Origin of the sequence: Phaeobacter gallaeciensis DSM 26640, from assembly GCF_000511385.1 — a bacterium.
In the GTDB taxonomy this organism is placed as follows: Bacteria; Pseudomonadota; Alphaproteobacteria; order Rhodobacterales; family Rhodobacteraceae; genus Phaeobacter; species Phaeobacter gallaeciensis.
The window spans coordinates 3,418,125-3,442,452 of the sequence record NC_023137.1 but is presented as its reverse complement, the minus strand read 5'-3'; the positions used below and the strand labels follow the sequence as shown (position 1 = coordinate 3,442,452).

The 24,328-nt window shown below is 59.0% G+C and carries 24 protein-coding genes and 1 pseudogene; 13 read left to right on the top strand and 12 right to left on the bottom strand.

Features of this window, described 5'->3' with window-relative positions; translation table 11 throughout:
* Positions 1-5 precede the first annotated feature (5 nt).
* Positions 6-1,334, bottom strand: a complete 1,329-nt coding sequence (locus tag GAL_RS16570; protein ID WP_024098709.1) for an amidase — start codon at positions 1,332-1,334, stop codon at positions 6-8.
* Positions 1,335-1,423: 89 nt separating this feature from the next.
* On the opposite strand from GAL_RS16570, the gene GAL_RS16565 reads away from it, so the two are divergent.
* Positions 1,424-2,650 carry an FAD-dependent monooxygenase gene (locus tag GAL_RS16565; protein ID WP_024098708.1) on the top strand — a complete coding sequence of 409 codons (1,227 nt, stop codon included), beginning with the start codon at positions 1,424-1,426 and terminating at the stop codon, positions 2,648-2,650.
* Positions 2,651-2,721: 71 nt separating this feature from the next.
* On the opposite strand, the gene GAL_RS16560 is transcribed toward GAL_RS16565, so the two are convergent.
* The 3 genes from GAL_RS16560 to GAL_RS16550 are packed head-to-tail and all read right to left on the bottom strand — an operon-like array spanning position 2,722 to position 4,529.
* The gene (locus GAL_RS16560) at positions 2,722-2,928 is read right to left on the bottom strand and encodes a Trm112 family protein (RefSeq protein ID WP_024098707.1); all 207 of its coding nucleotides are present in this window, start codon (positions 2,926-2,928) and stop codon (positions 2,722-2,724) included.
* On the bottom strand, positions 2,925-3,566 hold the full coding sequence (locus GAL_RS16555) for an LON peptidase substrate-binding domain-containing protein (RefSeq protein WP_024098706.1): 642 nt from the start codon (positions 3,564-3,566) through the stop codon (positions 2,925-2,927). Before GAL_RS16555 ends, GAL_RS16560 begins: the two co-directional genes overlap by 4 nt.
* 27 nt (positions 3,567-3,593) lie before the next feature.
* A complete protein-coding gene (locus GAL_RS16550; protein WP_024098705.1) occupies positions 3,594-4,529 on the bottom strand; it encodes a tetratricopeptide repeat protein in 936 nt (311 codons plus the stop codon).
* A 245-nt stretch (positions 4,530-4,774) separates the two neighbouring features.
* On the opposite strand from GAL_RS16550, the gene hspQ reads away from it, so the two are divergent.
* Positions 4,775-5,101 carry a heat shock protein HspQ gene (gene hspQ, locus GAL_RS16545; RefSeq protein ID WP_014876215.1) on the top strand — a complete coding sequence of 109 codons (327 nt, stop codon included), beginning with the start codon at positions 4,775-4,777 and terminating at the stop codon, positions 5,099-5,101.
* 82 nt (positions 5,102-5,183) lie between these two features.
* Here hspQ and GAL_RS16540 read toward each other — a convergent pair whose 3' ends face one another.
* The 3 genes from GAL_RS16540 to GAL_RS16530 form a co-directional block, all read right to left on the bottom strand.
* Positions 5,184-6,758 carry a gamma-glutamyltransferase family protein gene (locus GAL_RS16540; RefSeq protein WP_024098704.1) on the bottom strand — a complete coding sequence of 525 codons (1,575 nt, stop codon included), beginning with the start codon at positions 6,756-6,758 and terminating at the stop codon, positions 5,184-5,186.
* Between the two features lie 215 nt (positions 6,759-6,973).
* The gene (locus GAL_RS16535; RefSeq protein WP_024098703.1) at positions 6,974-7,420 is read right to left on the bottom strand and encodes an ATP-binding protein; all 447 of its coding nucleotides are present in this window, start codon (positions 7,418-7,420) and stop codon (positions 6,974-6,976) included.
* A gap of 35 nt (positions 7,421-7,455) precedes the next feature.
* Positions 7,456-7,800: an STAS domain-containing protein gene (locus GAL_RS16530; RefSeq protein WP_014876212.1), complete on the bottom strand. Its 345-nt coding sequence runs from the start codon at positions 7,798-7,800 to the stop codon at positions 7,456-7,458.
* A 93-nt stretch (positions 7,801-7,893) separates the two neighbouring features.
* On the opposite strand from GAL_RS16530, the gene GAL_RS16525 reads away from it, so the two are divergent.
* The 9 genes from GAL_RS16525 (at position 7,894) to rarD (ending at position 18,480) form a co-directional block, all read left to right on the top strand.
* Entirely contained in the window at positions 7,894-9,066 is a 1,173-nt protein-coding gene (locus GAL_RS16525) for a thiolase family protein (RefSeq protein WP_024098702.1), read from the top strand.
* A 95-nt stretch (positions 9,067-9,161) separates the two neighbouring features.
* Positions 9,162-9,617, top strand: a complete 456-nt coding sequence (locus GAL_RS16520) for a GAF domain-containing protein (protein WP_024098701.1) — start codon at positions 9,162-9,164, stop codon at positions 9,615-9,617.
* A 189-nt stretch (positions 9,618-9,806) separates the two neighbouring features.
* Positions 9,807-10,376, top strand: coding sequence for a helix-turn-helix domain-containing protein (locus GAL_RS16515; protein ID WP_040104315.1), 570 nt, complete (start codon positions 9,807-9,809; stop codon positions 10,374-10,376).
* Positions 10,376-11,005, top strand: a complete 630-nt coding sequence (locus tag GAL_RS16510) for a LysE family translocator (RefSeq protein WP_024098699.1) — start codon at positions 10,376-10,378, stop codon at positions 11,003-11,005. Before GAL_RS16515 ends, GAL_RS16510 begins: the two co-directional genes overlap by 1 nt.
* Entirely contained in the window at positions 11,002-11,373 is a 372-nt protein-coding gene (locus tag GAL_RS16505) for a GFA family protein (protein ID WP_040104316.1), read from the top strand. The genes GAL_RS16510 and GAL_RS16505 overlap by 4 nt, the downstream gene beginning before the upstream one ends.
* 16 nt (positions 11,374-11,389) lie before the next feature.
* Complete coding sequence (locus tag GAL_RS16500) at positions 11,390-13,837, top strand: GcvT family protein (protein WP_024098697.1); 2,448 nt, start codon at positions 11,390-11,392, stop codon at positions 13,835-13,837.
* Positions 13,818-14,834: a GlxA family transcriptional regulator gene (locus tag GAL_RS16495; protein ID WP_024098696.1), complete on the top strand. Its 1,017-nt coding sequence runs from the start codon at positions 13,818-13,820 to the stop codon at positions 14,832-14,834. The genes GAL_RS16500 and GAL_RS16495 overlap by 20 nt, the downstream gene beginning before the upstream one ends.
* Before the next feature lie 120 nt (positions 14,835-14,954).
* Positions 14,955-17,405 carry a GcvT family protein gene (locus tag GAL_RS16490; RefSeq protein WP_024098695.1) on the top strand — a complete coding sequence of 817 codons (2,451 nt, stop codon included), beginning with the start codon at positions 14,955-14,957 and terminating at the stop codon, positions 17,403-17,405.
* Positions 17,406-17,586: 181 nt separating this feature from the next.
* Positions 17,587-18,480, top strand: coding sequence for an EamA family transporter RarD (gene rarD / locus GAL_RS16485; RefSeq protein WP_024098694.1), 894 nt, complete (start codon positions 17,587-17,589; stop codon positions 18,478-18,480).
* A 60-nt stretch (positions 18,481-18,540) separates the two neighbouring features.
* Here rarD and GAL_RS22290 read toward each other — a convergent pair.
* Positions 18,541-19,137, bottom strand: a pseudogene (locus GAL_RS22290) (SGNH/GDSL hydrolase family protein); the annotation flags it as partial.
* 62 nt (positions 19,138-19,199) lie between these two features.
* Complete coding sequence (locus tag GAL_RS16480) at positions 19,200-19,613, bottom strand: nuclear transport factor 2 family protein (RefSeq protein WP_024098692.1); 414 nt, start codon at positions 19,611-19,613, stop codon at positions 19,200-19,202.
* A 133-nt stretch (positions 19,614-19,746) separates the two neighbouring features.
* Between GAL_RS16480 and GAL_RS16475 the strand changes: the two genes are divergently transcribed.
* Positions 19,747-20,400: an RluA family pseudouridine synthase gene (locus tag GAL_RS16475; protein ID WP_024098691.1), complete on the top strand. Its 654-nt coding sequence runs from the start codon at positions 19,747-19,749 to the stop codon at positions 20,398-20,400.
* A gap of 12 nt (positions 20,401-20,412) precedes the next feature.
* Here GAL_RS16475 and GAL_RS16470 read toward each other — a convergent pair whose 3' ends face one another.
* Together GAL_RS16470 and GAL_RS16465 are read right to left on the bottom strand one after the other, a co-directional pair.
* Entirely contained in the window at positions 20,413-21,270 is an 858-nt protein-coding gene (locus GAL_RS16470; RefSeq protein WP_024098690.1) for an alpha-1,2-fucosyltransferase, read from the bottom strand.
* A gap of 70 nt (positions 21,271-21,340) precedes the next feature.
* The gene (locus GAL_RS16465; protein ID WP_024098689.1) at positions 21,341-21,844 is read right to left on the bottom strand and encodes a VOC family protein; all 504 of its coding nucleotides are present in this window, start codon (positions 21,842-21,844) and stop codon (positions 21,341-21,343) included.
* Positions 21,845-22,204: 360 nt separating this feature from the next.
* Here GAL_RS16465 and GAL_RS16460 point away from each other — a divergent pair, with 360 nt between their 5' ends.
* Positions 22,205-22,678: a glyoxalase superfamily protein gene (locus GAL_RS16460; protein ID WP_024098688.1), complete on the top strand. Its 474-nt coding sequence runs from the start codon at positions 22,205-22,207 to the stop codon at positions 22,676-22,678.
* A gap of 76 nt (positions 22,679-22,754) precedes the next feature.
* Here the strand turns inward: GAL_RS16460 and GAL_RS16455 are convergent, their stop codons facing one another.
* Positions 22,755-24,194 carry an aldehyde dehydrogenase family protein gene (locus tag GAL_RS16455; protein WP_024098687.1) on the bottom strand — a complete coding sequence of 480 codons (1,440 nt, stop codon included), beginning with the start codon at positions 24,192-24,194 and terminating at the stop codon, positions 22,755-22,757.
* Between the last annotated feature and the right edge of the window lie 134 nt (positions 24,195-24,328).

The window sequence follows — 24,328 nt, the reverse complement described above, 5'->3', positions numbered from 1 at the left end:
GGCTTTCACGCCAACGCTCGCTCAACCGCAACGCCAATCCGCAAAAGTGCCGCTTCGCAGTCGGGCTGGCCGAGGATCTGCAACCCACAGGATGGCACCCCTGTCGGCAGCGTCAGGGCGCAGAGGCCCATCAGGTTCCCGATCCGGGTATTGCGCAGCGCCATCAGGTTGGAATGGATGTAGTAGTCGTGATCGCTTTGGAGCCGTGCGACATTCGGCGGCAGAATGGGCGACGTTGGGCAGAGGATCCCGTCAAAGCCTGCGGTGGCCAGATCCCAGTCCATTCTAAACTGTTCCAGCTTGGCCCAGGCTGCGACATAATCTGGGCCGCTGAAATCCGCACCGGAGCGGAAGCGTTCGAGGATCTCCGGGAACATCAGATCCGGGGCCGCTTCAATCACATCCTTCCATAGACCGTAGGCCTCGGATGTGAAGAGGACTGCGCTCAGGGCCATGGCGTCTTCTAGAACGGGCACCTCTAGCGGAATGATCTCCGCCCCGGCGGCGCGCAACTGATCCAGTGCCTTGCTGTAGGCGCTTGCGATCTCAGGCGCGAGGTCCTGCTGTGCGACCGTCCACAGATCGGCAAATTGCTTCCCTGCTAGTGTTGCCCCTCTCAGGTCAGGGCCATGGCCACCTTCCAACATACCGAGATAGAGCGCCGTATCCTCAACCGATCGGGCCAGCGGCCCAACCGTATCAAACTTGAGGCAGAGCGGCACGACCCCTTCCAGGCTGATCCGGCTAGAGGTGGTTTTCAGCCCTACAAGATCGTTCCACGCCGCTGGAATACGCACTGAACCCCCAGTGTCAGAGCCGATTCCGCAGGCCGCAAGCCCAAAGGCGACAGAGGTTGCCGCACCGGAAGATGACCCGCCAGGGGCGGCCGCGTCGTCATGAATGCAAGGCGGCGTCGCCTTCACCGGGTTGAGGCCAAGTCCGGAAAAGGCCAGCTCGCTCATATGCGTCTTGCCAAGGCATACAGCGCCCATCGCGGTTGCTGACTGCAACACCAGCGCATCGCGATCAGGTATGCGATTGGCCAGCAGATCAGACCCGGATTCGGTCGCTATGCTGGCGCTGTCAAACAGGTCTTTCCAACTGATCGGAACACCGTCCAATAGCGACAATCGCTGTCCATTTGTAGCGCGCTCTTTGGCGGCTTCTGCTTCGGCAAGGGCACGTTCATGGGTCACGATTGTGTAGATCCGATCACGATGCGGATGGGCGTCAATCGCGTCGAGATAGGTTTTGGTCAGGGCGACCGGGCAGATATCGCCAGCCTCGATGCCTCGGCCCAAATTCGCCGCGGTCTGCGTCAGCCACTCTTGCATATGCGCCTCTCCAAATTGCACGGGATGGGGCGACGGTAGCGGCACCGCGCCCCATGGACAATCCCAATCGCAGGCGCATATTGCGGGGCATGAAAAACACATCTGACATCCTGATTGTGGGCGGTGGCCTGAATGGTCCGGCTCTTGCTTTGGCGCTGGCACAGACCGGGCACAGCGTGACCCTGATTGATGCGCTTCCCCGAGATCTGCGCGACGATGATGGCTTCGACGGGCGCAGCTATGCCCTGGCGCTGGCCTCGCAGCGGCTGGTGGATCAGATCGGCGTCTGGTCGCAGGTCGCTGACAAGGCGCAGCCGATGCTGGATATCAAAGTTACCGACGGCAGGGCCGGACAGGGGCCGTCGCCGTTTTTCATGCATTTCGACCACGCCGAGATCGAAGATGGCCCCATGGGCTACATGATTGAGGATCGCTATCTGCGCCGGGCCCTGCGCAGCGCCATGGAAGATAGCGCCGCGATCACATTGGTGGATGAGCAGACAGTGGTCGCGCAGCAGGTCGATACCAGCGGTGTGACTGTAACACTCGCGTCTGGCGATACGTTGCGTGCTGGTATGATTGTTGGCGCGGATGGTCGGCGCAGCGGGACCGCAGCACGGGCGGGTATCAAACGGACGGGATGGGACTACGGGCAGACGGCCTTGGTCTGTGCGATTGAACATGAAAAGCCCCACCACGGGGTCGCACATCAATTCTTCATGCCACCTGGCCCTCTGGCCATCCTGCCGCTGCCGGGTAACCGGTCTTCAATTGTGTGGAGCGAACGCAGCAGCATGGCCCAGTCCATTCAGGCGCTTGGAGAGGCGGATTATCTGGCGGCCCTGCGTCCGCGCTTTGGTGATTTTTTGGGCGAGATCAGTCTGGCCGGGGACCGGTTCACCTATCCGCTGAACCTGACGCTGGCGAATGCGTTCGTGTCAGAGCGGCTGGCGCTGGTCGGCGATGCCGCACATGGGGTCCATCCGATTGCTGGGCAGGGGCTCAATGCGGGTCTTCGCGATGTTGGCGCCCTGGCGGAGGTGCTGACTGAGGCGAAGCGCCGTGGCGAAGATATCGCCTCACCCTTGGTGTTGGCGCGATACCAGCAGTGGCGTCGTTTTGATACTGCCAGTCTTGCCGCGGCCACGGATATGTTCAACAGGTTGTTTTCCAGCGACAATCCACTGCTTCGTCTTGGGCGAGACATCGGTATGGGCGTGGTTGGCGCGATCCCAGGTCTGCGGCAAAACTTTATCCGAGAGGCCGCTGGGTTGACCGGTGATCTGCCGCGTCTGCTGCAGGGGCGGGCGATCTAACGGATGAAGGCCGAGCAAACCATGCCCGGCCTTTGTCACATTGCAGGATGCCTCAATAAAGAACGCCGGAGTTAGTCCAGTACGCGGGCTTCATCTTCCAGCATCACCGGAATGCCGTTGCGGATTGGAAAGGCCAGATTGGCTGCACGCGAAATCAGCTCTTGTGCAGATGCGTCGTACTCCAGAACCGTCTGGGTGCGCGGGCAGACCAATGCCTCCAGCATCCGGCGATCAAAGGAGGCCGCCACGGCATCGGCGGAAGACGGTTCAGTGCTCATTGCAGAATTTCCTCATGTGAGCCGCCGCGCAGGGCAAACTCGATCAATGTGACCAGGGTTTCGCGTCTTGTGGCAAGGCAAGGCGCCTCGAGCAAGGCCTGTTTGTCCTCGGGATCGAAGTCGAGCATCATGGACAGCGAGTTGATCAACAGCTCGTCCTCGGCGTCCTTCAATGCGTCCCAATCTGTCGACAGGCTGCGCGATTCGAAAAAGCGCTCGAGCAAGTCCAAGAATTCTGGTCGGTTGAAGCTTTTGTCAGCCTCCACCTTACCCAAATCGCGAGTGAAATCGCCCCAATCGACTTCACATCGCCGGTAAGGGGTGAAGCCGTTGACCTCAGTCTTGATGCGGAAGCGCGACACCCCAGACAAGGTTATCAAGTAGCGCCCATCTTCGGTCTCTGAAAACTGGGTTACACGCCCCGCGCAGCCAATACTGTGAAGGGGGCTCTCTTCCGTTTTCGAAGGGAACGGCTGTACCATGCCGATCAACCGGTGCGATGTCTTGAAGGTGTCTTCCAGCATTTGCAGATAACGCGGCTCAAATATGTGCAACGGCAAACGGGCACGGGGCAGCAACAGCGCCCCGGGCAGAGGAAACACCGGTAAGGTATCGGGCAGATCAGCAGCCTGTATCATGCTATGGACTGTAGCGCTGACATTGCCTTAGGCAAATATGATTGAGCTGAGTTTGCGCCGACCATTCAGAACAATCGGATCATTTGGCTTCAGTGCATCAAAGATCGTGAACAACTGGGCTTTTGCAGCGCCGTCATCCCATTCTTGATCCTTGCGGAACAGCGTCAGAAGTTCATCCACGGCGGCCTCTGTCTCACCTGCGGCATGCAAGGCCTGCGCCAGATCAAACCGCGCCTGATGGTCTTCGGGATAGGCCTCCACGGTTGCGCGCAGTTCGGCCACCGGACCGGCATTCTCGGCCTGGCGGGCGAGGGCGATCTGGGCATGGGCTGCCTCGATCTCTGCGGCGTCGGAAATCTCAGCCGGGGCGCCATTCAGCACAGCCTCCGCCTGATCCAGGTCGCCCATGGCAACATGAGCACGAGCCAGACCACCGTAAGCGGCTGCGTTCTTATCGTCTTCGCCGAGAACAGCGGCGAAGGTCTGCGCGGCATCTGCCACATCGCCATCGGCCAACATCTGCTCTGCGGCTTCGATCGCATCGCCCAGACCACCATCCGCGCTACCGCCACCTGCTTCGATGGCACGCTTGATGAACGCATCGATTTCGGATGGGGCCACAGCGCCCTGAAACATGTCAATTGGCCGACCTTGGACAAAGGCGACAACCGTGGGGATCGACTGCAGCGGCAAGCCCTGCTGCGACAGCGCCTGCACCAGACGCTGGTTCTGATCAACGTCGATCTTTGCCATTGTGACCGCGCCTTTGGCTTTGGTCACGGCCGCTTCCAATGCGGGGCCAAGGGTCTTGCAGGGGCCGCACCAGGGCGCCCAGAAATCCACGATCACCGGCGCCTGCATTGAGGCATCGACAACGTCCTGCATGAATGTTGCTTCGGTCACGTCTTTGACCAGATCACCTGCGGGGGCCATATCTCCCGCGCCGCCAAGAATATCGATCATGCGCTTGCTCTCCATTTCGAACTTGCCACCTATATGAAAGCTGGCCGCTCAGAAACCAAGGGTCGATCTGTGCAAAGCCTCGGGCCTTTTCAAATTCATGGCTGTTTTACGGGGTCTGAAAGCGGTGCAACGAGGGTGGCAGTATTGTCCTATCGTGAAGGACAGAGTGTTTCCGCCGAAACCCTGTCGCGGATTCGACATTTTCCCTTGTGGCAGAGTATCATGAGGCGATAGGAACAGCATTCATGCTTAGAACGCGCGCGAAATATAATCTGGGACAGGTTGTCCGCCATCGCAAACACCCTTTTCGCGGTGTCGTGTTCGATGTCGACCCTGAATTTGCCAATACCGAAGAATGGTATGAGGCGATCCCCGAGGATAGCCGTCCGGTGAAGGATCAGCCTTATTACCACCTGCTGGCAGAGAACGATCAGACATATTACGTGGCGTATGTGTCTGAACAGAACCTGATTGCGGATTATTCCGGCGAGCCAGTAGGTCACCCTGATATCCCCGAGATGTTTGGCAGTTTTGACGATGGCAGCTATGCGTTGCACTATCAGCTGAACTAGGCACCGTTAGCGGATTAGATCTCCGCATATGTATGATGCGAAGACCTCTCTCTTTTTTTGCTGGCCGACCGGTGAGGGTGGATCAATAGCCCAAGGCGCAGCCATCCTTGCGTGCGTCACTTGCGCCTTCCAGAATGCCGGAACTATGGATCTGGATCGCCTGAGCACCGCCAATGGCCGTCTCGGGAATCGTGACGCTATGTCCCATATCGGCGAGCTCTTGACGCACCGCATCGCTATAGCCTCGTTCGACTTTCAGCTGGCCAGCATCGGCAAAGGCACGGGGCATATCGATTGCTGCTTGTGGGTCCATCCGGAAATCCGTCAGGTTGGACACAAACCGCGCGTGCCCATTGGGCTGATACGCCCCGCCCATCACGCCGAAGGGCATGGTCACAACGCCCTCTTTACGCAGCATTCCGGGAATGATGGTGTGCATCGGGCGTTTGCCTCCCGCCAACATATTGGGATGGCCTTCCTCCAAGGTGAAACCGGCACCCCGGTTCTGTAGCAGGATGCCGAATTTATCAGAGGCAATTCCTGACCCGAAGCCATGGAAGATCGAATAGATCAGCGAGACGGCCATGCGGTCCTTATCGACCACGGTGATATAGATTGTGTCCTTATGCACAGCTTCGCTCAGTGCGGCGGCGGCCGCCATTGCTCGTTTCGGATTGATTAACTCAGCCAGTCGGGCTGCCGTCTCAGGGGCCAGCATATGATCCAACCGGTCGGTGTGATCGGCATCGGCAATAAACCGATTGCGGGCATCATAGGCCAGCTTCGCCGCCTCAGCCTCGATGTGGACCCGCTCAGCACCTAAGGGGTTCATTCCAGCGATGTCGAAATGTTTGAGGATATTCAGCATCAGAATGGCAGTGGCCCCCTGGCCATTGGGCGGATGCTCAACCAGATCGATATCGTGGTAAGTTCCGGCAACAGGAAGGGTCAGTTCGGCCTTGGTGTTGGCAAAATCATCCGCGCTATGAACGCCACCGAGCGCCTGCAATGTGGTGACCATGTCCTCAGCGATTTCGCCGGTGTAAAAGGCATCGCGGCCATCCTTGGCAATCCGGCGCAGCACTTCAGCCTGCCCTGGTGCGCGAAACATCTGGCCAATTTTGGGTGGCGTACCATTGAAAAGGTAGTGATCACGCGCACGGCCTTGCAGGGTCTCCGCATCACTTTGCCAGTCAAAGGCGACGCGTGGGGCAACCGGTACCCCGGCTTCGGCATAGTGGATGGCTGGTGCAAGGAGCGTATCCAGTCCAAGCCGTCCTTCCGTATCGGAAAGCGTGCAGAAGGCATCAACCGCGCCGGGGATGGTCACCGCATCTGCGCTGGTCAATGGAACGGTCGTCAGCCCGGTCGCCCGCAGTCCTGCCGCATCTGCGGCTGCCGCCGCACGCCCAGACCCATTCATCGCCTGAACCGCGGCGCCGGGGCGTGAGTAAAGAACAAAGCAATCGCCGCCGATCCCGGTCATTTGCGGTTCGCATATGCCAAGCAATACGGCCCCCGCAATTGCGGCATCCATGGCATTGCCTCCCCGCTTCAGGATGTCAATCGCCACGCCCGCTGCCAGCGGGTGAGATGTGGCGCAGAGACCATTTTCAGCGAATACGGCTGATCGCCCCGGGAAATGAAAATCGCGCATGATGCCTCCTGTGATTGGAGGGCAGCTTAGATCGCACAGAGGCAAAGGCAACGACAAAGCGTCTGCCGATGTTGATGGTGCAGGCGGGGGAAAGTGCACACGGCAAGCTGGCGGCCGTCGCAAGATTCTTTGTTTTCGTGCCGTGGGCGTGCGTGACTGTGCAGTTACGCGTCAGGTTGCCCATCCTGGCGATGCGTTTTGTCCACGTGGTCTGTTCAGGCGCTGTTGGCGTTGCGCATCTGGATTTCAAAGCAGAGCGAGAGATTGTTGCCACTGTCATCGCGCTTGTACTGAACATCGGAGGTAAGCTCCCGGATCAGCAGCCAGCCAAAGCCTCCCTCGGGCAGCTGATCGGCATCAACAGTCAGATCATGTGGCGTGCCCACCGGCAACTCGCCATTCTTAAACGGGGCACCGCCATCGCCAATGGAAATCCACAACTGATCAGGGTGCAGGTTGCAGCGAATACGCACGTCACCGATATCCATACCGGCGTAGGCATGCTCGACGACGTTGTTCACGGCTTCGGTAAGAGCGATCTGAACCTCGTCGACGCGGGGGTCCGGGATCCCCATAGTGCGCAGTCGCGCAACGACATCCTGTACGCCAGATCTGGCATCCAGTTCCGTCGCCGTGAACGTGCAGGAAAAGGTTTCTACCATGGAGTTTTCGCTCCGCGTTGCAAACACGCGTGGGTTCAAGAATCGATACGGGTTGCGGTCGTTGCATCGCCCAGCGACGCATATAAATCAAAAACAGTATCCATTCGCGTCAGTCGAAACACTTTATCGACCATCGGCGTTAATCCGGCGAGATCCAATTTGCGTCCCTGACCGAGTTGTTTCATGGCCGCGACAATAGCGCCAAGCCCGCTGGAATCGATAAATTTCACCTCTGACAGGTCAAGGATGACACGATCAGGGCCGTTTTCGGTGGTCGCGCGCATATCTTCTTTGAATTGGATGGCCATGGCTGCATCAATGCGCTCGGCATTGACGGTCACGATCTGAGTGCCATCGGCTGTTGTACTGGTCAGGCTCATGAGTGTCCCCGCGTCAATATGTGTTGACGATCAGCCTAGACGCCAATCCTTACGATTTTGTATGCACTATTTCGACATTAGGAGGAATATTAGATGAAAACTGTTGTGATTGCAGGCGCAGCCCGCACCCCGATTGGCGGATTTCAGGGCATGTACGACGGCGTCGCAGCCGCCGAGCTGGGCGGTGCTGCAATTCGCGCCGCGCTTGCGGGGGCAGGGGCCACCACTGTCGATGAAGTTCTGATGGGTTGTGTTTTGCCCGCGGGCCAAGGTCAGGCGCCAGCACGGCAGGCAGGATTCGCAGCTGGTTTGGGAGAAGAGGTGCCCGCAACCACGCTGAACAAAATGTGCGGCTCAGGCATGAAAGCGGCGATGATGGCCTATGATCAGATCGCGTTGGGGCAGGCGGACACCATGGTTGCGGGCGGCATGGAGAGCATGACAAATGCACCATATCTGCTGCCAAAGATGCGCAATGGTGCTCGGCTTGGGCACGGGCAGGTGGTCGATCATATGTTCCTGGATGGGCTTGAAGATGCCTATGACAAGGGCCGCCTGATGGGCACCTTTGCCGAAGATTGTGCGGAGACCTATCAGTTTACGCGGGAGGCACAGGATAACTATGCGTTGACGTCGCTGTCCAATGCGCTGGCAGCACAGGAGAGCGGTGCCTTTGATAACGAGATCGCGCCGGTTACCGTCAAAACCCGCAAGGGCGAGACTGTCACGGACGCGGATGAGCAGCCCAAATCAGCGCGCCCTGATAAGATTCCGACGCTGAAACCGGCCTTCCGCAAGGACGGTACTGTGACCGCAGCCAATGCTTCGTCGATTTCGGATGGCGCTGCCGCACTGCTGCTGGCCTCCCAGGATGCTGCGGAAGCGCAAGGCTTGACCATACGCGCCCGTATCATGGGGCATGCCAGTCACGCCCAGGCGCCGGGGCTCTTTACAACCGCCCCTGTTCCGGCAGCACAAAAACTGATGGAGCAGCTTGGCTGGGCCGTTGGCGATGTGGATCTTTGGGAGGTGAACGAAGCCTTCGCCGTCGTGCCAATGGCTTTCATGCATGAAATGGGGCTGCAGCGTGACAAAGTGAACGTCAATGGCGGCGCCTGCGCTTTGGGTCATCCGATTGGAGCTTCTGGGGCGCGGATCATGGTGACCTTGCTGAACGCATTGGAAAACCGTGGCCTGAAACGTGGCATCGCAGCCATTTGCATTGGTGGCGGTGAAGGCACGGCCATCGCTATTGAGCGCATGTGATCATCACCTTTCAAAAAATACTCTCGGGGGTGAATTGACCGACAGGTCAAGAGGGGGCAGACAGCCCCCTCTGCGACGTTGAAGGAGGGCTATCCATGCAGGTTGACTACGAAACACTGGCCAAAACCATCAGCGCTTTGACTGAGGGTGAAACCGACGAGGTCGCGCTGATGGCCACCGTGGCCTGCGAAGTGCATCACAGTGATGAGCGGTTTGACTGGACCGGGTTTTATCGGGTGGTGGCGCCGGAACTGCTTAAGATCGGCCCGTATCAGGGTGGTCATGGCTGCCTGCAGATCCCGTTCTCCCGGGGGGTCTGCGGCGCAGCGGCCCGGACCGGCGAGGTTCAGCTGGTGGCCGATGTCGAGGCGTTCCCCGGTCACATCGCTTGCGCCTCCTCGACGCGATCAGAGCTGGTTTTGCCAGTCTGGAACGGTGATGGGGCGTTAATCGGGGTTTTTGACATCGACAGCGACCAGCCCGAGGCTTTCACTGCGGATGATGCAGAACAGATTTCTGCGATCCTGAAGCGGGTCTTCGCTCCAAGCTGATTCGCAGTGGCAGGGGCTTTGCCCCTCGGCCCTCAGGGCCTCACCCCAGAGTATTGACGGAAAGATGACAGAGCCCGGCGCCCTTAGTGTGCTGGTTTTTTTTCCGGTTGCTGTTCGTGAAAAAATCCTTGGAAATTTCACGAATACGATGCATCGTGAAAAAAGGGTGATAATTTTCAAAGGTGCCGTGTGACGGATCAATCTCCACAACCCACAAGCCTAGGGGCCGATTTGCGCGCCTTGCGCAAGGCGCGAGGTGCAACGCTGGCTGATCTTTCGGCACGTCTGGGCCGGTCTGTCGGCTGGTTGAGTCAGGTCGAACGGGATATGTCAGAGCCGTCGATTTCGGATCTTCGCGCGATTGCCAAATCCCTTGATGTGCCGATGTCGATGTTGTTTGCCCATTCGGCGGCTCCAGTTGAAGAGCAGGGCTATATCGTTCGTGCCGGCGCACGTCGCCCGATGGGGTCTGGGGAGGAAGGCCTGATTGAGGAGTTGCTGTCGCCGGATCTGACGGATGATTTTGAGATGGTGCATTCCACCTTTCGCCCGCATTCCCGAATGCAGGTCCCGGCGGATCGTCCGACCCAGGAGGTCGGATATATGATTGCCGGGCAGTTGGATCTGGTGATCGGAGGCCGCAGCTTCACCGTTGGGCCGGGTGACAGTTTCCGGATCAAGGAAGAAGCCTACCAATGGGCCAACCCCTACGACGAGCCTGCCGTGGCTGTCTGGGTCATCGCGCCGCCGGTGTACTGATGAGCTTTGACGCCTGGACCCTCTTCGCCCTGTTCTGGCTGGTCTTCGTCACCACACCCGGCCCAAATGCAGTGAATTGCATTTCTAATGGAATGAGCTTGGGGTTCTGGCGGGCAATGGTCGGCGTTCTGGCTATTCTGACCCAGGCGACCTTGTTTCTGTTGCTGTCGGCGATCGGCGTGACGGCCCTGATTGCTGCCTCGCCGAGTGTGTTTCTGATTGCCAAGCTGATCGGGGCCACATTCCTGATCTACCTAGGTGTGCGCGGGTGGCGCAACGCCACACGGCCAGCTCCAGCGGTGGAGCGACCTGCGCGCCATGTCTATCTGCATGCTCTGGCGGTGGCGGTGATCAACCCCAAGAGCGTCGCGGGATATCTCGCAGCGTTTTCGCAATTTGTTGAGCCGAGCGTGCCGATCTGGGACCAGATGCTGGTGATTATGCCCACCGCGCTGGTCCTCACAACGCTGAGCTATACGGGGTTCACGCTGCTTGGTGTTGCGATGGGTCAGGCGGCGATGAAAGCGGTCTTCAACCTGTGGATCCGGCGTCTTCTGGCCATTTGTTTCATTGTCTACGGGGTGCTCTTGGGGTCGACCAGTGTTCCCGATCTGGAGGGTATGCGATGATCAAAGGGTCTTGCCTCTGTGGTGACGTTTGTTTTGAAACCGCCGCAGAACCAAGTGGAGCATCGATGTGCCATTGTACCCAATGTCGCAAGCAATCGGGCGGCATCTGGGCCTCTGCACAGGTGCGTGACGTGGACCTCATGATCACGGGCCCGGTCCGCTGGTTTGAGGCAACATCGCTGGCCAAACGCGGTATCTGCCCGCGATGCGGCTCTTTCTTGTTCTGGAAAGGCACGGACGAAGACACCATCAGCTTTGCACTTGGCGCTGTCGACGGGAACACCGGTCTCAGCGTCGAAAAGCACATCTTCACCGCCTCCAGGGGCGATTACTACGACATTGCGGACGGTGTGCCGCAAGAGGACTGACGACGAGGGAGGCATCATGTCTGATTTTCCAACAAAGGCCCGTGTGGTCATCATCGGCGGCGGTGTCGTCGGCTGTTCGGCGCTTTATCATCTGGCCAAGAAAGGCTGGGCGGATTGCGTGCTGCTTGAGAAGAATGAGCTGACTGCTGGCTCCACATGGCACGCGGCGGGCAACGTCCCGACCTTTTCGACGTCCTGGGCGATCATGAACATGCAGCGCTACTCGACCGAACTATATGCGGGTCTGGGGGAGGAAGTCGATTATCCGATGAACTACCATCAGTCCGGGTCTATCCGTCTGGCCCACACGAAGGAGCGGATGCAGGAGTTCGAACGCGCCTGTTCCATGGGCCGGTATCAGGGCATTGAGATGGAGATGTGGACACCTGAGCAAGCCAAGGAGCACTACCCGTTTCTTGAGACCCATGATCTGGAAGGGGTGCTCTATGATCCCACCGATGGAGACATCGACCCGGCACAGGTGACGCAGGCGCTGGCCAAGGGTGCACGCGACATGGGAGCCAGGATTATCCGCTTCTGCCCGGCAACGGGAGTGACGCAGAAGGAAGACAAAACCTGGATCGTGCATACTGAAAAGGGTGCGATCGAATGTGACTATGTGGTGAATGCCGCCGGTTACTATGCCCAGCGGGTGGGGGAGTGGTTCAAACCCTATGGCGGCCGTACTGTGCCGATGATGGTGATGTCGCATCAGTATCTGCTGACAGAGCAGATTCCGGAGGTCGAAGCCTGGAGCAAGGAGCATGGCAAAAAGCTACCGCTGATCCGTGATGTGGATGTGTCTTATTACCTGCGCCAGGAGAAGAATGGCTATAACCTCGGCCCCTATGAGCCGAACTGCCGAGGTCACTGGATGACCGAAGATGACCAGATGCCGGACGACTTCTCATTCCAGCTGTGGTCAGACGATCTGGACCGGATCGAGGATATCGTGACCGACGCCATGGACCGTGTGCCGCTGATGGCCACCTCCGGTGTGTCCAGCGTGATCAACGGGCCGATCCCCTATGCGCCCGACGGCCTGCCATTGCTCGGCCCGATGCCAGGGGTGAACAATGCGTTTGAGGCCTGCGTCTTTACCTTCGGCATCGCCCAGGGCGGCGGTGCTGGCAAGGTGCTGGCGGAATGGATCGTCGATGGTCAGACTGAATGGGACATGTGGGCGGTCGATCCGCGCCGCTACACCGACTACACCGATCAGGATTACTGCGACCAGAAAGGTATGGAGGTCTACGGCAACGAATATGCCATGCACTTCCCGCACCACGAATGGCCCGCTGCGCGCGACAAGAAAGTCAGCCAGGTGCATGCCAGGATCAAAGAACTGGGCGGCGTGATGGGCGCCTACAACGGTTGGGAACGCGCCAACTGGTTTGCGCAGCCGGGTGACGACACGTCCGAGGATGCCACCCACACCTGGGGCCGCTCCGGTCCGTGGCAGCAGCGCATCAAGGAAGAATGCGAAGCCGTGCGCGACGGCGTTGGCGTTCTGGATCTGCCGGGCTTCTCTCGCTTTAATCTGAGCGGCGCAGGTGCCGCCGAATTCCTGCGTAGCCTGGTGACCGGCGGTCTGCCCAAGGTGGGGCGGATGAACCTGGTCTATTTCTCGGATGAGCGCGGCCGTATCCTGACGGAGATGTCCTGTATTCGTCACGGTGAGGATCACTTCACCATGATCACCGCGGGTTCGGCCCAGTGGCATGACTTCGAGATCCTGAAAAAGGCGTTGCCCGCAGGTCTGAGTCTGACAGACCACACCACTGAATTTGCGACCATGATTGTCACCGGTCCAAAGTCACGTGAGCTGATTGCAGGCCTTTCGGACGCTGATCTGTCGCTGGGTTGGCTGACCCATCAGGAAGCCACCTTCGCGGGCAAGCCAGCTTTCTTAGCGCGGGTGTCCTATGCTGGTGAGCTGGGCTGGGAAGTCCACTGCGCCAACGCACATCAGACTGACATTTACGCAGCGCTGATCGAAGGCGGCGCCAAGCCGTTTGGCATGTATGCGCTGAACTCGCTGAGGATCGAGAAAGGCTATCGCACGTGGAAAGGTGACCTCAGCACCGATTATTCGCTGCTGGAAGGCGGTCTTGAGCGGTTTGTAAAACTGGATAAGCCGCAAGACTTCCCTGGCAAGGCCGCGATCCAGAGTGAAAAACAGCAGGGCGTCAAGAAGTCCTTTGTCACTCTGATTGTTGAGGCTGGTGATGCGGATGCGCCTTATATGTCCTGCATTTGGAAGGACGGCGAGATCGTCGGAGAGACCACTTCCGGCGATTGGGGGTATCGCGTAAATGCCTCAATCGCGCTGGGCATGGTTCGCAGCGATGCAGCGGTGCCGGGCACCGAGCTGGAGGTCGAAATCTACGGTGAGAAATTCCGCGCTGTAGTTCAGGAAGACAAACCGCTGTGGGATCCAGGCAATGACCGGCTCCGCGCCTGAGACAGTTGTGGCCTCCGGGGGAACACCCCCGGAGGGACGTCAGTGGCAGGTTGATATCATCCTGACGGAAGGTTTTGTGCTCACTGAGTTTTCTGCTGTGGTGGAGCCCTTGCGGTTGGCCAATCGGGTGCTGGCGCAACCACCGTTCTCCTGGACAATGCGCTCAGCTGGGGGCGGTCAGGTCGGATGCCGCGCCGGGGCTTTTGTCGAAACGGAGCCCTTCGTGAGCAGAGCTGAGGCTGATTGCGTCTTTGTTCTGGGCAATACGGATCCGGATTGCCTAGAGTTGTCGATGGGGTCGCTGATCAGCAGCTACCGCACGCGCGGGGCAAAGGTCTATCTGCTGGCAGAGGCCGCCAGTCGCTACATCCGCGATAGTGGCAAGGACGGGGCCCAGCACACAACCCATTGGGAAAACGCCAACTTGATGCGTGAACGCATCGGATTGTTCGACGCCAATTTTGCGTTGGCGAGTGAAGATGGGCAGGTTGTGACCTGTGCCGGGATGGGGGCGACGGTGGACATCGTTCTGGCCCTGATCGGACAGCTGACCACGGCGGCGGCGCAGGTGACGGTTGCCAATATTCTCCTGCACGACAAGGTGCGGGACTTCGCATCGTTACAGCCGTTTTCGGGAGTGAAACCAACGATCACAGGTGATGCGGACCTTGATCAGGCCATTCACGTTATGCAGGAGCACATAGAGGAACCGCTGCCAATCAATGAGATTGTTGACCATCTCGGGATTTCGACCCGGTCGCTGGAGCGCAAGTTCAAGACCTTTCTTGGCACGACACCCAATGGCTTCTATCGGGAGATGCGGTTGAACAAAGCCAATAACCTCTTGCTGAACACCACGATGAGCGTGCGCGAAATCGGTTTGGCCTGCGGGTTCTCCAATGGGTTTTCGACCCTGTATAAGGCATTTTTTGGCATTACACCGTTTGCTCTGCGTAAATCTCGGCGTGTGTCGCAGTCACGGCAGAAACGCCGGTAACCCGAACGGTAGCTGTGGAGAATAGAGCGCACAGACTGGCGTTTTTGATGCATTTGTTGTCGCCTTGATCTGGCAAGATCCGCCCAAGCAATTCGTCCAGTCAAGTTCAGGAGGCACATGATGAGCGATCTTCCCAATAAGGCCCGCGTGGTCATCATCGGCGGCGGCGTGATTGGTTGCTCGGTCGCCTATCACCTGACAAAACTGGGCTGGAAAGATGTGGTGCTGCTGGAGCGCAAACAGCTGACCTCCGGCACGACCTGGCATGCCGCCGGTCTGATTGCTCAACTGCGCGCGACCGCCAACATGACAAAGCTGGCAAAATACAGCCAGGAGCTTTATGGCGCGCTGGAAGAGGAAACTGGCGTTGCCACCGGCTTCAAACGCTGCGGCTCGATCACCGTTGCTTTGACCGAAGAGCGCAAGGAAGAGATCTTCCGTCAGGCCGCCATGGCGCGCGCATTTGGTGTTGAGGTCGAAGAAATTTCCCCTGAGGAAGTGAAAACCCGCTACGAGCATCTGAATGTTGGCGATGTGACTGCCGGGGTGTGGCTGCCGAAAGACGGGCAGGGCGACCCGGCAAACATCGCACTGGCTCTGGCCAAAGGCGCCCGCCAGCGTGGCGCGCTGGTCAAGGAGCGGATCAAGGTCACCGGCTTCTCCAAAGACAGCCGCCGCGTCACTGGCGTCGACTGGGCCAGCGATGATGGCCAGTCGCAGGGCCACATCGAGGCGGATATGGTGGTGAACTGCGCCGGCATGTGGGGCCATGAGGTTGGCCGCATGGCGGGCGTCAACGTGCCGCTGCATGCCTGCGAGCATTTCTACATTGTCACCGAAGGCATCACCGGCTTGACCCAGATGCCGGTGCTGCGGGTGCCGGACGAATGCGCCTACTACAAGGAAGACGCAGGCAAAATCCTGCTGGGTGCGTTTGAACCAAACGCCAAACCCTGGGCGATGAACGGTATCCCCGACACATTTGAATTTGACCAACTGCCCGAGGATTTCGACCACTTCGAGCCGATACTGGAGGCCGCCTGCAACCGGATGCCGATGCTGGCGGAGGCAGGCATCCACACGTTCTTCAACGGGCCGGAGAGCTTCACCCCGGATGACGCCTACCACCTGGGTCTGGCGCCGGAGATGGATAATTTCTGGGTCGCGGCAGGCTTCAACTCGATCGGTATCCAATCGGCCGGCGGTGCCGGCATGGCGCTGGCGCAGTGGATGGAAGACGGCCAGAAACCCTTTGATCTCGGCGATGTGGACATCTCCCGGATGCAGCCGTTCCAGGGCAACAAGCATTACCTGTTCGAGCGATCCAAAGAGACCTTGGGACTGCTTTATGCCGACCACTTCCCTTACCGCCAAAAGGCCACCGCCCGTGGTGTGCGCCGCACTCCGTTCCACCACCATCTGCTGGAGCGGGGCGGGGTGATGGGCGAGATCGGCGGCTGGGAACGCGCCAACTGGTTCGCCAATGAAGGCCAGGAGCGCGAATACCAGTACAGCTGGAAGCGGCAGAATTGGTTTGAAAACTCCGCAGCTGAACACAAGGCAGTCCGCGAAAATGTGGGCATGTACGACATGTCCTCCTTCGGCAAGATCCGCGTGGAGGGCCCCAATGCGGAAACCTTCCTAAACTACATCTGCGGCGCCAATCTGTCGGTGCCTGCGGGCAAGATCGTCTACACCCAGTTCCTGAACTCCCGCGGCGGCATCGAGGCAGACGTGACCGTCACCCGCCTAAGCGAGACCGCCTATCTGGTGGTGACCCCGGCGGTGACCCGTCTGGCCGACCAGACCTGGATGATGCGCCACGTGGGCGACCACCGCGTGGTGATCACCGATGTGACCGCAGGCGAGGGCGTGCTGGCGGTCATGGGTCCGAATGCGCGCAAATTGCTACAGAAGGTGTCGCCCAACGATTTCTCCAATGATGCCAACCCCTTTGGCACCGCGCAGGATATCGAGCTGGGCATGGGCCTCGCCCGTGTTCACCGCGTGACCTATGTGGGCGAGCTGGGCTGGGAGATCTATGTCGGCGCCGATATGGCCGGTCACGCTTTCGAAACACTGTGGGAAGCAGGCCAGGACATGGGGTTGAAGCTCTGTGGCATGCACATGATGGACAGCTGCCGGATCGAAAAGGGCTTCCGTCACTTCGGCCACGACATCACCTGCGAGGACAATGTGATCGACGCTGGTCTGGGCTTCGCGGTGAAGACCGATAAGGCGGATTTCATCGGCAAGGCTGCGGTGCTGGAGCGTAAGGAGACCGGCCCAAAGAACCGCATGGTTCAGTTCAAACTGACCGACGCCGAGCCGCTGCTGTTCCACAACGAGCCGATCATCCGTGACGGCAAATATGTGGGCTATCTGAGCTCTGGCAACTACGGCCACACCCTAGGTGCTGCCATTGGCATGGGCTATGTGCCGTGTGAGGGCGAAAGTGCGGCAGATGTGCTGGGGTCCACCTATGAGATTGACGTTTGCGGCGTGAAGGTGAAGTCCGAGGTTTCGCTGAAGCCGATGTATGACCCAAAATCGGAACGGGTGAAGCAATAGAAACGTCCGATCTTGTGACATGATATAACACGTCATAGGGGAAGATGCGTGCGAGAACCGCGCATCTTCCCGGCAGCGTAGAGTAAGTTGCCGCCCAACGATGACATCAACACCTTTGGCAGTATCCCCCCTGTTCATTGTCGGCTGACCTGTCATAAACGCGGCTCAGGGAGATTTTACGATGACGCCGCAGTCCGAGAACAAAGACACGCCACAGGGCCTCGCCTTTGCTGTTTCCGCCTATCTGATGTGGGGTTTTCTGCCACTCTATATGAAGGCGCTGGCGCATATGCCCGCTGCAGAAGTGGTCGCCCATCGGGTGATCTGGTCGGTGCCCGTTGCGGGAGCTCTGCTTATCATCCTGCGTCGGACCCGTGACCTACGTGCAGCACTGACCTCCCCGAGAGTGTTGATGATGGGCGCGGTAACAGCAGCACTGATTTCGGTGAATTGGGGCATCTATGTCTGGTCCATCGCGACCGGCCATGCGTTGGATGCGGCTCTTGGCTATTACATTAACCCGCTGTTCAGCGTCATGCTTGGCGCTGTGCTGCTGGGTGAACGGCTGTCGCCTGCCCAATTGATCGCCATCGGTTTGGCAGCACTGGCGGTATTGGTGCTCGCTCTGGATGCGGGTCGGCTGCCCTGGGCGGCGATTGGGCTGACGCTCAGCTGGGGGTTTTACGCCTTTTTCAAGAAATCCCTACCGGTTGGTCCCAATCAGGGGTTCATGTTGGAGGTGCTGATCCTGACACCCCCTGCACTGCTGTATTTGGGATATCTGACGGTCACGGGCGGGGCCCATTTTGGCGGCGACTTCAGCGATACCGCGCTGTTGCTGGGGTGTGGTGTGGTGACGGCGGTGCCGCTGATCACCTATGCCAATGGCGCCAAACTGCTGCGCCTATCCACGATCGGTATTCTGCAATATATCGCGCCCACCATGATCTTTCTGGCGGCGGTCTTTGTCTTCGGCGAGGAGTTCGGCCGCGCCCGGATGATCGCCTTCCCGATGATATGGCTCGCGCTGGTGATCTATTCCGTTTCTCTGCTGCGCCAGATGCGTCGCGCCTGACGGATCGGAAGGCCCCGACAGTTCGGCGTTGATTGTCTGGGCCAGAGTGTCAGCCCACAGCGTATAAGCTGTGGCCGAAGGGTGGTATCCGTCTCGTGCGGCCAGCGTTGGATCGGGTGATAGTGTGAAGGGCAGGTGTACGACATTTGAATCTTGCGCGGCCAGTTTGGCAAGAACTTGGTCCAGCCGCGTCGCATGCCGCCCCAGCACCCAGGCCAGCGGATTGGGAAGGGCGGGAAAATCCGCCATCGGCGGCACACCGGACAGGATCACCAGTGTGACCCCAAATCGATCACGCAGAAGTCGGATCAGGGCTGACTGTTCCATGTGAAACCGTCGCCGTCGTGCAAGCCGCGTCACATCATTTACGCCAAGCGCCAAGACAGCGACGTCGAATGTCTGCGGTGGCAGTGCGCGCACCCGCGCCAGCGCATCGGCGCTGCGATGCCCGGTTGTCGCCTCCAATCGCCAGGTTAGATGCCGCCCAGTCGCCAGTTTCGTGGTCAGTTGACCGCAAAGCGCATCATCCTGTCGGCCGACACCAACCCCTGCGGCAGAGCTATCGCCGACAATCAGTAGACGCAACGGTGTGCCACGCCCCAACTGCCCAAACCGTGGGCCCCATGGTTCAGGTAAGCGTAACGCCCTGCGCCGCACGTTGATCGCCTGCACGACCAGCAGTGGCAGCAGTACGATCCGGGCGATATGGTCCAGGCCGATCAGCTGAGCGCCGATTGATACTGGAGAAATCGCGGATCGGATGTAACGCGCGCCATGATTGCTTCCCGCAGGATCCCAACGCTCTTGTAAGGGCGCATCACCACCTCGAACTGATCAATCAGCCCGTCGGAGTTCAGGGTGATCAGATCAACGCCGACTGCATCGAAATCACCAATTCGACATTGAAATTCTAGCGCCCAATCGTTGCCATTGCCCATGATCCGGCGGTAGCGGAAATCACTGAAGATCTGTCCGACATGTCCAAGAATGGCCGCCACCGGCGCACGTCCGGTCCAGGTTTTCCAATAGGTTGGTGGCAAAAACTGCACATCTTCGGCCAAGAGATCGGCAATCTGACTGTCATCACCCTTGGCGACGACCTCTTGCAGTCTGGTTATGGTTGGATGTGTCATGCGCGCCTCTCAGAACAGAGCGGTCCGCCGGGTTGCGGACCTGCCGGTTTACCCTGCCGCCGGACCGCAGAACCGGCAAGCGCGACGTCGCGATACCTTGCTCTGGCGCGGCAGGGTCGCTAGGGACGCGGGCATGACAGTTTCCAGCGACTACACCCCGCCAACCGATCCGTTGGATATCCTGCACCACGATGCCCAGCTCTTGGTGGTGAACAAGCCCCATGGCCTGCTCAGCGTGCCGGGGCGGGGGGAGCATCTTGCGGATTGTCTGCTGAGCAGGCTACAGGCGGCCTTCCCGGAGGCGCTTTTGGTGCATCGACTGGATAGGGATACCTCCGGTGTGATGGTGTTCGGCGTCACTCCACATGCCCAGCGGCATCTGTCCATGCAGTTTGAAAAACGCACCGCGAAGAAAGCCTATGTGGCGCGGCTTGACGGTCGGCTTGAACCGCGCAGCGGCACCGTAGATCTGCCGCTCATTGTCGATTGGCCAAATCGTCCGCGCCAGATGGTTTGCCACGACACCGGCAAAGAGGCCGTGACCGACTGGCGGGTGATGAAATATGAGGACACCGCAACCCGCGTGCGCCTGACGCCCAAAACCGGGCGGTCACATCAGTTGCGCGTGCATATGTTGTCGCTTGGTCATGCCATCCTTGGTGATCCACTTTATGCAGAGGGGCGCGCGCTGGATCATCCGCGTATGATGCTGCACGCAGAAGAACTGCGGATCAAACATCCTGACAGTGGTGAATCGATGAAGTTTCGCGTCAAGGCGCCGTTTTGAGGTCGGCCCTGCCTAAACACTGATGCGCAGCCAGTCTGGCGGCAGAATATCGGGATTGTTCAGTTTCGGATCGCCGAACCATTTGGCGGGACCGGCCACGCGGCGGTCCGGTGTCTGGTTCAGCCAGGCCGCCCACCAGGAGAACGAACTGTTGCCGATGATGTTGTGTTTGCACAGGCTCATCAGGCGCATATCCTCATAGTCGGTATCGGGGCCGTTGAAATCCACCACCACTTTGTCGCAGGGCAGAGAAAGGTTTTCCTTTGCCCATTGTGGATCATCCGAGAAGACATAGACCGTTGGATGTCTCTCCAACCCGTCCAGAAACTTCGCCAGTGCGGCCTCGTAATAGGCCTGATCACAAAGCACATGCGCGGCGAGGGTCAGATAGTCGCCCCGGCGTACGTGCAGCGAAATTGCATTGGTTTCGTGGATGCGCGCCGCCATCTCCGCGTTCTGCTGATTTGAATACTCAGGGAAGGTGAAGTCGCGCCGAATGCGTTCGGCACTTTGTGCGAAATAGCGCTCGCTCTGCCAGTAACCGTGCAGGTAACTGTTGTCGTTCCAGTCTGCGAAACCCGGATTGTAGCCCAGGCCTGCTTCCCGGCGTAGCTTTGGCCCGGTGCCGAGATGCTGTCCTAAACCGCGCCATAGCGCATAACCAAGCGGAGCACGTTGGCGCAACGGCGGCAGGATATCCGGTGTGGCCAGATCAAGATCGAAGACGCGCGTTAGCACGCCCTCACCGCGCAGCTCGGCGCCGCGACTGTCCAGCGCAAGCGACACGCCGAGCCGATCCGCCAGCGCACGCCCGGCAGCGTATTGGAACATCTGGTTGCCCAGTCGGCCATGCAGGCGGGTGATGATCATGGTTGGTCCCTCGGAGCGATATATCGCGTTGATAGGCGTCATCGACTGCCATGACCAGTCCCGGTCAGGTTCATCCGCCGGATCGCGCCTGCCAGCTGCTGTAGCTTGCAACGCCAAAATCCATATCCGGGTCGTCGGTCATCGGCGCCAGAAACTCAATCGAGTGCCCGTCCGGATCCTTGAAGTAGATCGACAGCGCGGGCATCCAGCCCAGCACCACCGGTTCTGTCGTCGGGGACCCGTGAAAATCAAGCGGCGTGATCCCGGCATCTGACAGCCGGTCGCAAATACCATCAAGTGCTGAGACCGTGGTGCGAAACGCCATGTGCAACCGCATCCCCATCGGGGCCGAACCGCCCGACCATAGCCCCAGCATTCCCTGTGGCTGCCCACCGACCCAGTAGAAAGCGACCTGCCGCTCGGGAAGGTAACGCGCAAGTTCTAGCCCGATGGTCTCCCCATAAAAGGCCATTGAAACGTTAAGGTTTTTCACGGGCAGGTGGGTTTCGTAGATACCGGTCAAAGTGGTGTTGATACCGATTTTGACGGCGGGGACAGGCTTTTCATGGATCATTCGGTGTCTCCTTTGAACAATCGTTTTTCCTACCCTGCAAGCTCAAGTCAGGTTTAGATCAAGGGGTAAATGACCTCCCTGGTTGTTTCTTTTGATGTGGTTTGGAGGCGGTCTCTCTCTACCCAGCCGAGCTGATAGACAGCTATTCAATCGCAGCTATTAGGTGGCTAAGGCCTTGACCATGGCGGGTGGAACGGCCTAAGGCTGAAGCAGGGTCGGGGCCCTGCCGCTCGCGGTCAACATGACCATGGTGAACCCCCGTCTATAGATTTCCTGTCTTTCGCCCATCGATTTGATGCGCCAATGGCAATGCGGGCTCCATGTTTTCGGCGCATCTTGTTGATTGGACAAGAGGCAAGAATGACGACCAACCCAGAAGATCTTCCGACCGTCGGGAGCCTGAAACAACAGGCGCGCAATCTGCGACAGCAGCTGCAGGCCCGCAATCTCACCCTGTCACACAGCGCCGCGCTTGAGATGGTGGCCCGGCAATACGGCTACAAAGACTGGAATACGATCAGCGCCAAGGCGGACAGACCACGTCCGAATATTCCGCAGCAGACCTTGCGTGTCGGGCAGACCCTGCGGGGCAGCTACCTTGGTCAGGCCTTCACGGCTGAGCTGCGCGGATTGCAGGTGTTTGGTGAGGGCGCGCGCCGACGTGTGACCCTGCATCTGGAAGAGCCAGTGGATGTGGTGAAATTCGACAGTTTCTCCGCAATGCGTCAGCGGATCAGTGGCACCATCGGATGGGATGGCCGCTCGGTTGAGCGGACCTCAGATGGTGTGCCCCAGCTGGTTCTGGAATTGCCTGATTGGAGCCGTTTTACCTGAAATCAGCGCAAGAATACCAAAGAGCCGCCCTGATGGGCGGCTCTTCTCGTCTGAGTTAGTAGAATTGTATGGCGCGTTATTCGTCGGCCCAGCCACCGACGGCTTTCACCTCCAGGAAATCCTCGATCCCCCAGCTGCCACCCTCGCGGCCATTGCCGGATTGTTTCATGCCCCCAAACGGCGAGCCCGCGGAACGCGACTTGCCGTTCATCTCGATCATGCCGGCGCGCAGTTTGCGGGCCATGCGGTTGGCACGGGCGGGATCCTGCGTCTGCACATAGTTGGTTAGACCATAGGGCGTGTCATTGGCGATCTCGATTGCGTCCTCTTCGCTCTCAAAGGGGATAATCGACAGCACCGGGCCAAAGATCTCTTCGCGGGCGATGGTCATTTGGTTGTTCACATCGGCAAAGACGGTTGGCTTGACATAGAAGCCTTGGTTCAAGCCATCGGGGCGACCGGTACCGCCTGCAACCAATCGGGCGCCTTCGTCGATGCCTTTCTGGATCAGGTCCTGGATTTTGCCCCATTGCAGTTCGTTGACTACGGGACCGATATGGCGACCTTCGCTGGAGGCGGGGCCGACCTCGACCTTGTTGGCAACAGCCGCGGCTTCCTCGACGGCTTTGTCGTAGATGCCTTTCTGAACCAACATGCGGCTCGGCGCGTTACAGCTTTGGCCGGTGTTGTTCATCATATGCAGTACGCCGCGCTTCACGGCTTTCTCGTCGGCATCGTCAAAGATCACATTGGCGCCTTTGCCACCAAGCTCTAGATGAACCTTTTTCAGGGTATCTGCCGCCGCCTTGGAAATTGCAGTGCCGGCGCGGGTCGAGCCGGTGAAGGATACCATGTCCACATCGGGATGGCTGGACAGCTGGGTGCCCACGCCGGTGCCGTCACCGTTCACCAGATTGAAGACACCAGCAGGGAAGCCAGCCTCGTCCATCATTTCGGCAAAGATCATCGCGTTGAGCGGGCTTTGCTCCGAAGGTTTCAGAACCATGGTGCAGCCCGCGATGGCTGCGGCGCCAACTTTTAGGGTGACCTGGTTCATCGGCCAGTTCCATGGCGTGATCAACGCAGCGACGCCTACAGCCTCATGGATGATGCGATCATTGGGGGCATGGTCGCCCAGAGGAGCATCGAAGGAAAACGCCTTCGCCGCCTTGATAAAGTTGCGCAGATGCCAGCTGCCTGCGCCTGCCTGCTGGGTGCGGGCCATGTCGATGGGCGCCCCCATCTCGGCACTCATTGCCTGCGCCAGATCTTCTGTGCGGCTCTCGTAGACTTCGATCAGTTTTTCGACCAGCGCGATACGCTCTTCAACCGGTGTCGCCATCCAACCCGGCAGGGCGGCCTTGGCCGCAGCGACAGCGGCATTGGTATCCGCAGCATCGCCCAGGGAAATGACTGCACAGGGCGCCTCGGTCGAGGGGTCGATCACTTCAAAATCATTGGGTGCAGCAGGGGCGACCCATTGGCCGTTGATGTAAAAATCACGTTTCTCGATCATCTGTCGATCTCCCAGGTATCAGGGTGTGACGGAGCAAAACCCCGCAATTGGCCGACACTCTGTCACCGGTGTTTCGGATGGGCAAGGGGGGAATGAATAATTTGATCAAATTGTCGAAATGGATAAAAATCCGC

What these genes read in the sequence shown, in the direction of transcription:
- GAL_RS16570 (WP_024098709.1), bottom strand. Translation starts at nt 1,334, where the DNA reads ATGCAAGAGTGGCTGACGCAGACCGCGGCGAATTTGGGCCGAGGCATC.
- GAL_RS16510 (WP_024098699.1), top strand. Translation starts at nt 10,376, where the DNA reads ATGAGCTTTGACGCCTGGACCCTCTTCGCCCTGTTCTGGCTGGTCTTC.
- GAL_RS16475 (WP_024098691.1), top strand. Translation starts at nt 19,747, where the DNA reads ATGACAGTTTCCAGCGACTACACCCCGCCAACCGATCCGTTGGATATC.
- GAL_RS16560 (WP_024098707.1), bottom strand. Translation starts at nt 2,928, where the DNA reads ATGAGCACTGAACCGTCTTCCGCCGATGCCGTGGCGGCCTCCTTTGAT.
- hspQ (WP_014876215.1), top strand. Translation starts at nt 4,775, where the DNA reads ATGCTTAGAACGCGCGCGAAATATAATCTGGGACAGGTTGTCCGCCAT.
- GAL_RS16565 (WP_024098708.1), top strand. Translation starts at nt 1,424, where the DNA reads ATGAAAAACACATCTGACATCCTGATTGTGGGCGGTGGCCTGAATGGT.
- GAL_RS16500 (WP_024098697.1), top strand. Translation starts at nt 11,390, where the DNA reads ATGTCTGATTTTCCAACAAAGGCCCGTGTGGTCATCATCGGCGGCGGT.
- GAL_RS16530 (WP_014876212.1), bottom strand. Translation starts at nt 7,800, where the DNA reads ATGAGCCTGACCAGTACAACAGCCGATGGCACTCAGATCGTGACCGTC.
- GAL_RS16455 (WP_024098687.1), bottom strand. Translation starts at nt 24,194, where the DNA reads ATGATCGAGAAACGTGATTTTTACATCAACGGCCAATGGGTCGCCCCT.
- GAL_RS16540 (WP_024098704.1), bottom strand. Translation starts at nt 6,758, where the DNA reads ATGCGCGATTTTCATTTCCCGGGGCGATCAGCCGTATTCGCTGAAAAT.
- GAL_RS16505 (WP_040104316.1), top strand. Translation starts at nt 11,002, where the DNA reads ATGATCAAAGGGTCTTGCCTCTGTGGTGACGTTTGTTTTGAAACCGCC.
- GAL_RS16495 (WP_024098696.1), top strand. Translation starts at nt 13,818, where the DNA reads ATGACCGGCTCCGCGCCTGAGACAGTTGTGGCCTCCGGGGGAACACCC.
- GAL_RS16550 (WP_024098705.1), bottom strand. Translation starts at nt 4,529, where the DNA reads ATGATCGATATTCTTGGCGGCGCGGGAGATATGGCCCCCGCAGGTGAT.
- GAL_RS16460 (WP_024098688.1), top strand. Translation starts at nt 22,205, where the DNA reads ATGACGACCAACCCAGAAGATCTTCCGACCGTCGGGAGCCTGAAACAA.
- GAL_RS16555 (WP_024098706.1), bottom strand. Translation starts at nt 3,566, where the DNA reads ATGATACAGGCTGCTGATCTGCCCGATACCTTACCGGTGTTTCCTCTG.
- GAL_RS16470 (WP_024098690.1), bottom strand. Translation starts at nt 21,270, where the DNA reads ATGATCATCACCCGCCTGCATGGCCGACTGGGCAACCAGATGTTCCAA.
- rarD (WP_024098694.1), top strand. Translation starts at nt 17,587, where the DNA reads ATGACGCCGCAGTCCGAGAACAAAGACACGCCACAGGGCCTCGCCTTT.
- GAL_RS16525 (WP_024098702.1), top strand. Translation starts at nt 7,894, where the DNA reads ATGAAAACTGTTGTGATTGCAGGCGCAGCCCGCACCCCGATTGGCGGA.
- GAL_RS16480 (WP_024098692.1), bottom strand. Translation starts at nt 19,613, where the DNA reads ATGACACATCCAACCATAACCAGACTGCAAGAGGTCGTCGCCAAGGGT.
- GAL_RS16520 (WP_024098701.1), top strand. Translation starts at nt 9,162, where the DNA reads ATGCAGGTTGACTACGAAACACTGGCCAAAACCATCAGCGCTTTGACT.
- GAL_RS16535 (WP_024098703.1), bottom strand. Translation starts at nt 7,420, where the DNA reads ATGGTAGAAACCTTTTCCTGCACGTTCACGGCGACGGAACTGGATGCC.
- GAL_RS16490 (WP_024098695.1), top strand. Translation starts at nt 14,955, where the DNA reads ATGAGCGATCTTCCCAATAAGGCCCGCGTGGTCATCATCGGCGGCGGC.
- GAL_RS16465 (WP_024098689.1), bottom strand. Translation starts at nt 21,844, where the DNA reads ATGATCCATGAAAAGCCTGTCCCCGCCGTCAAAATCGGTATCAACACC.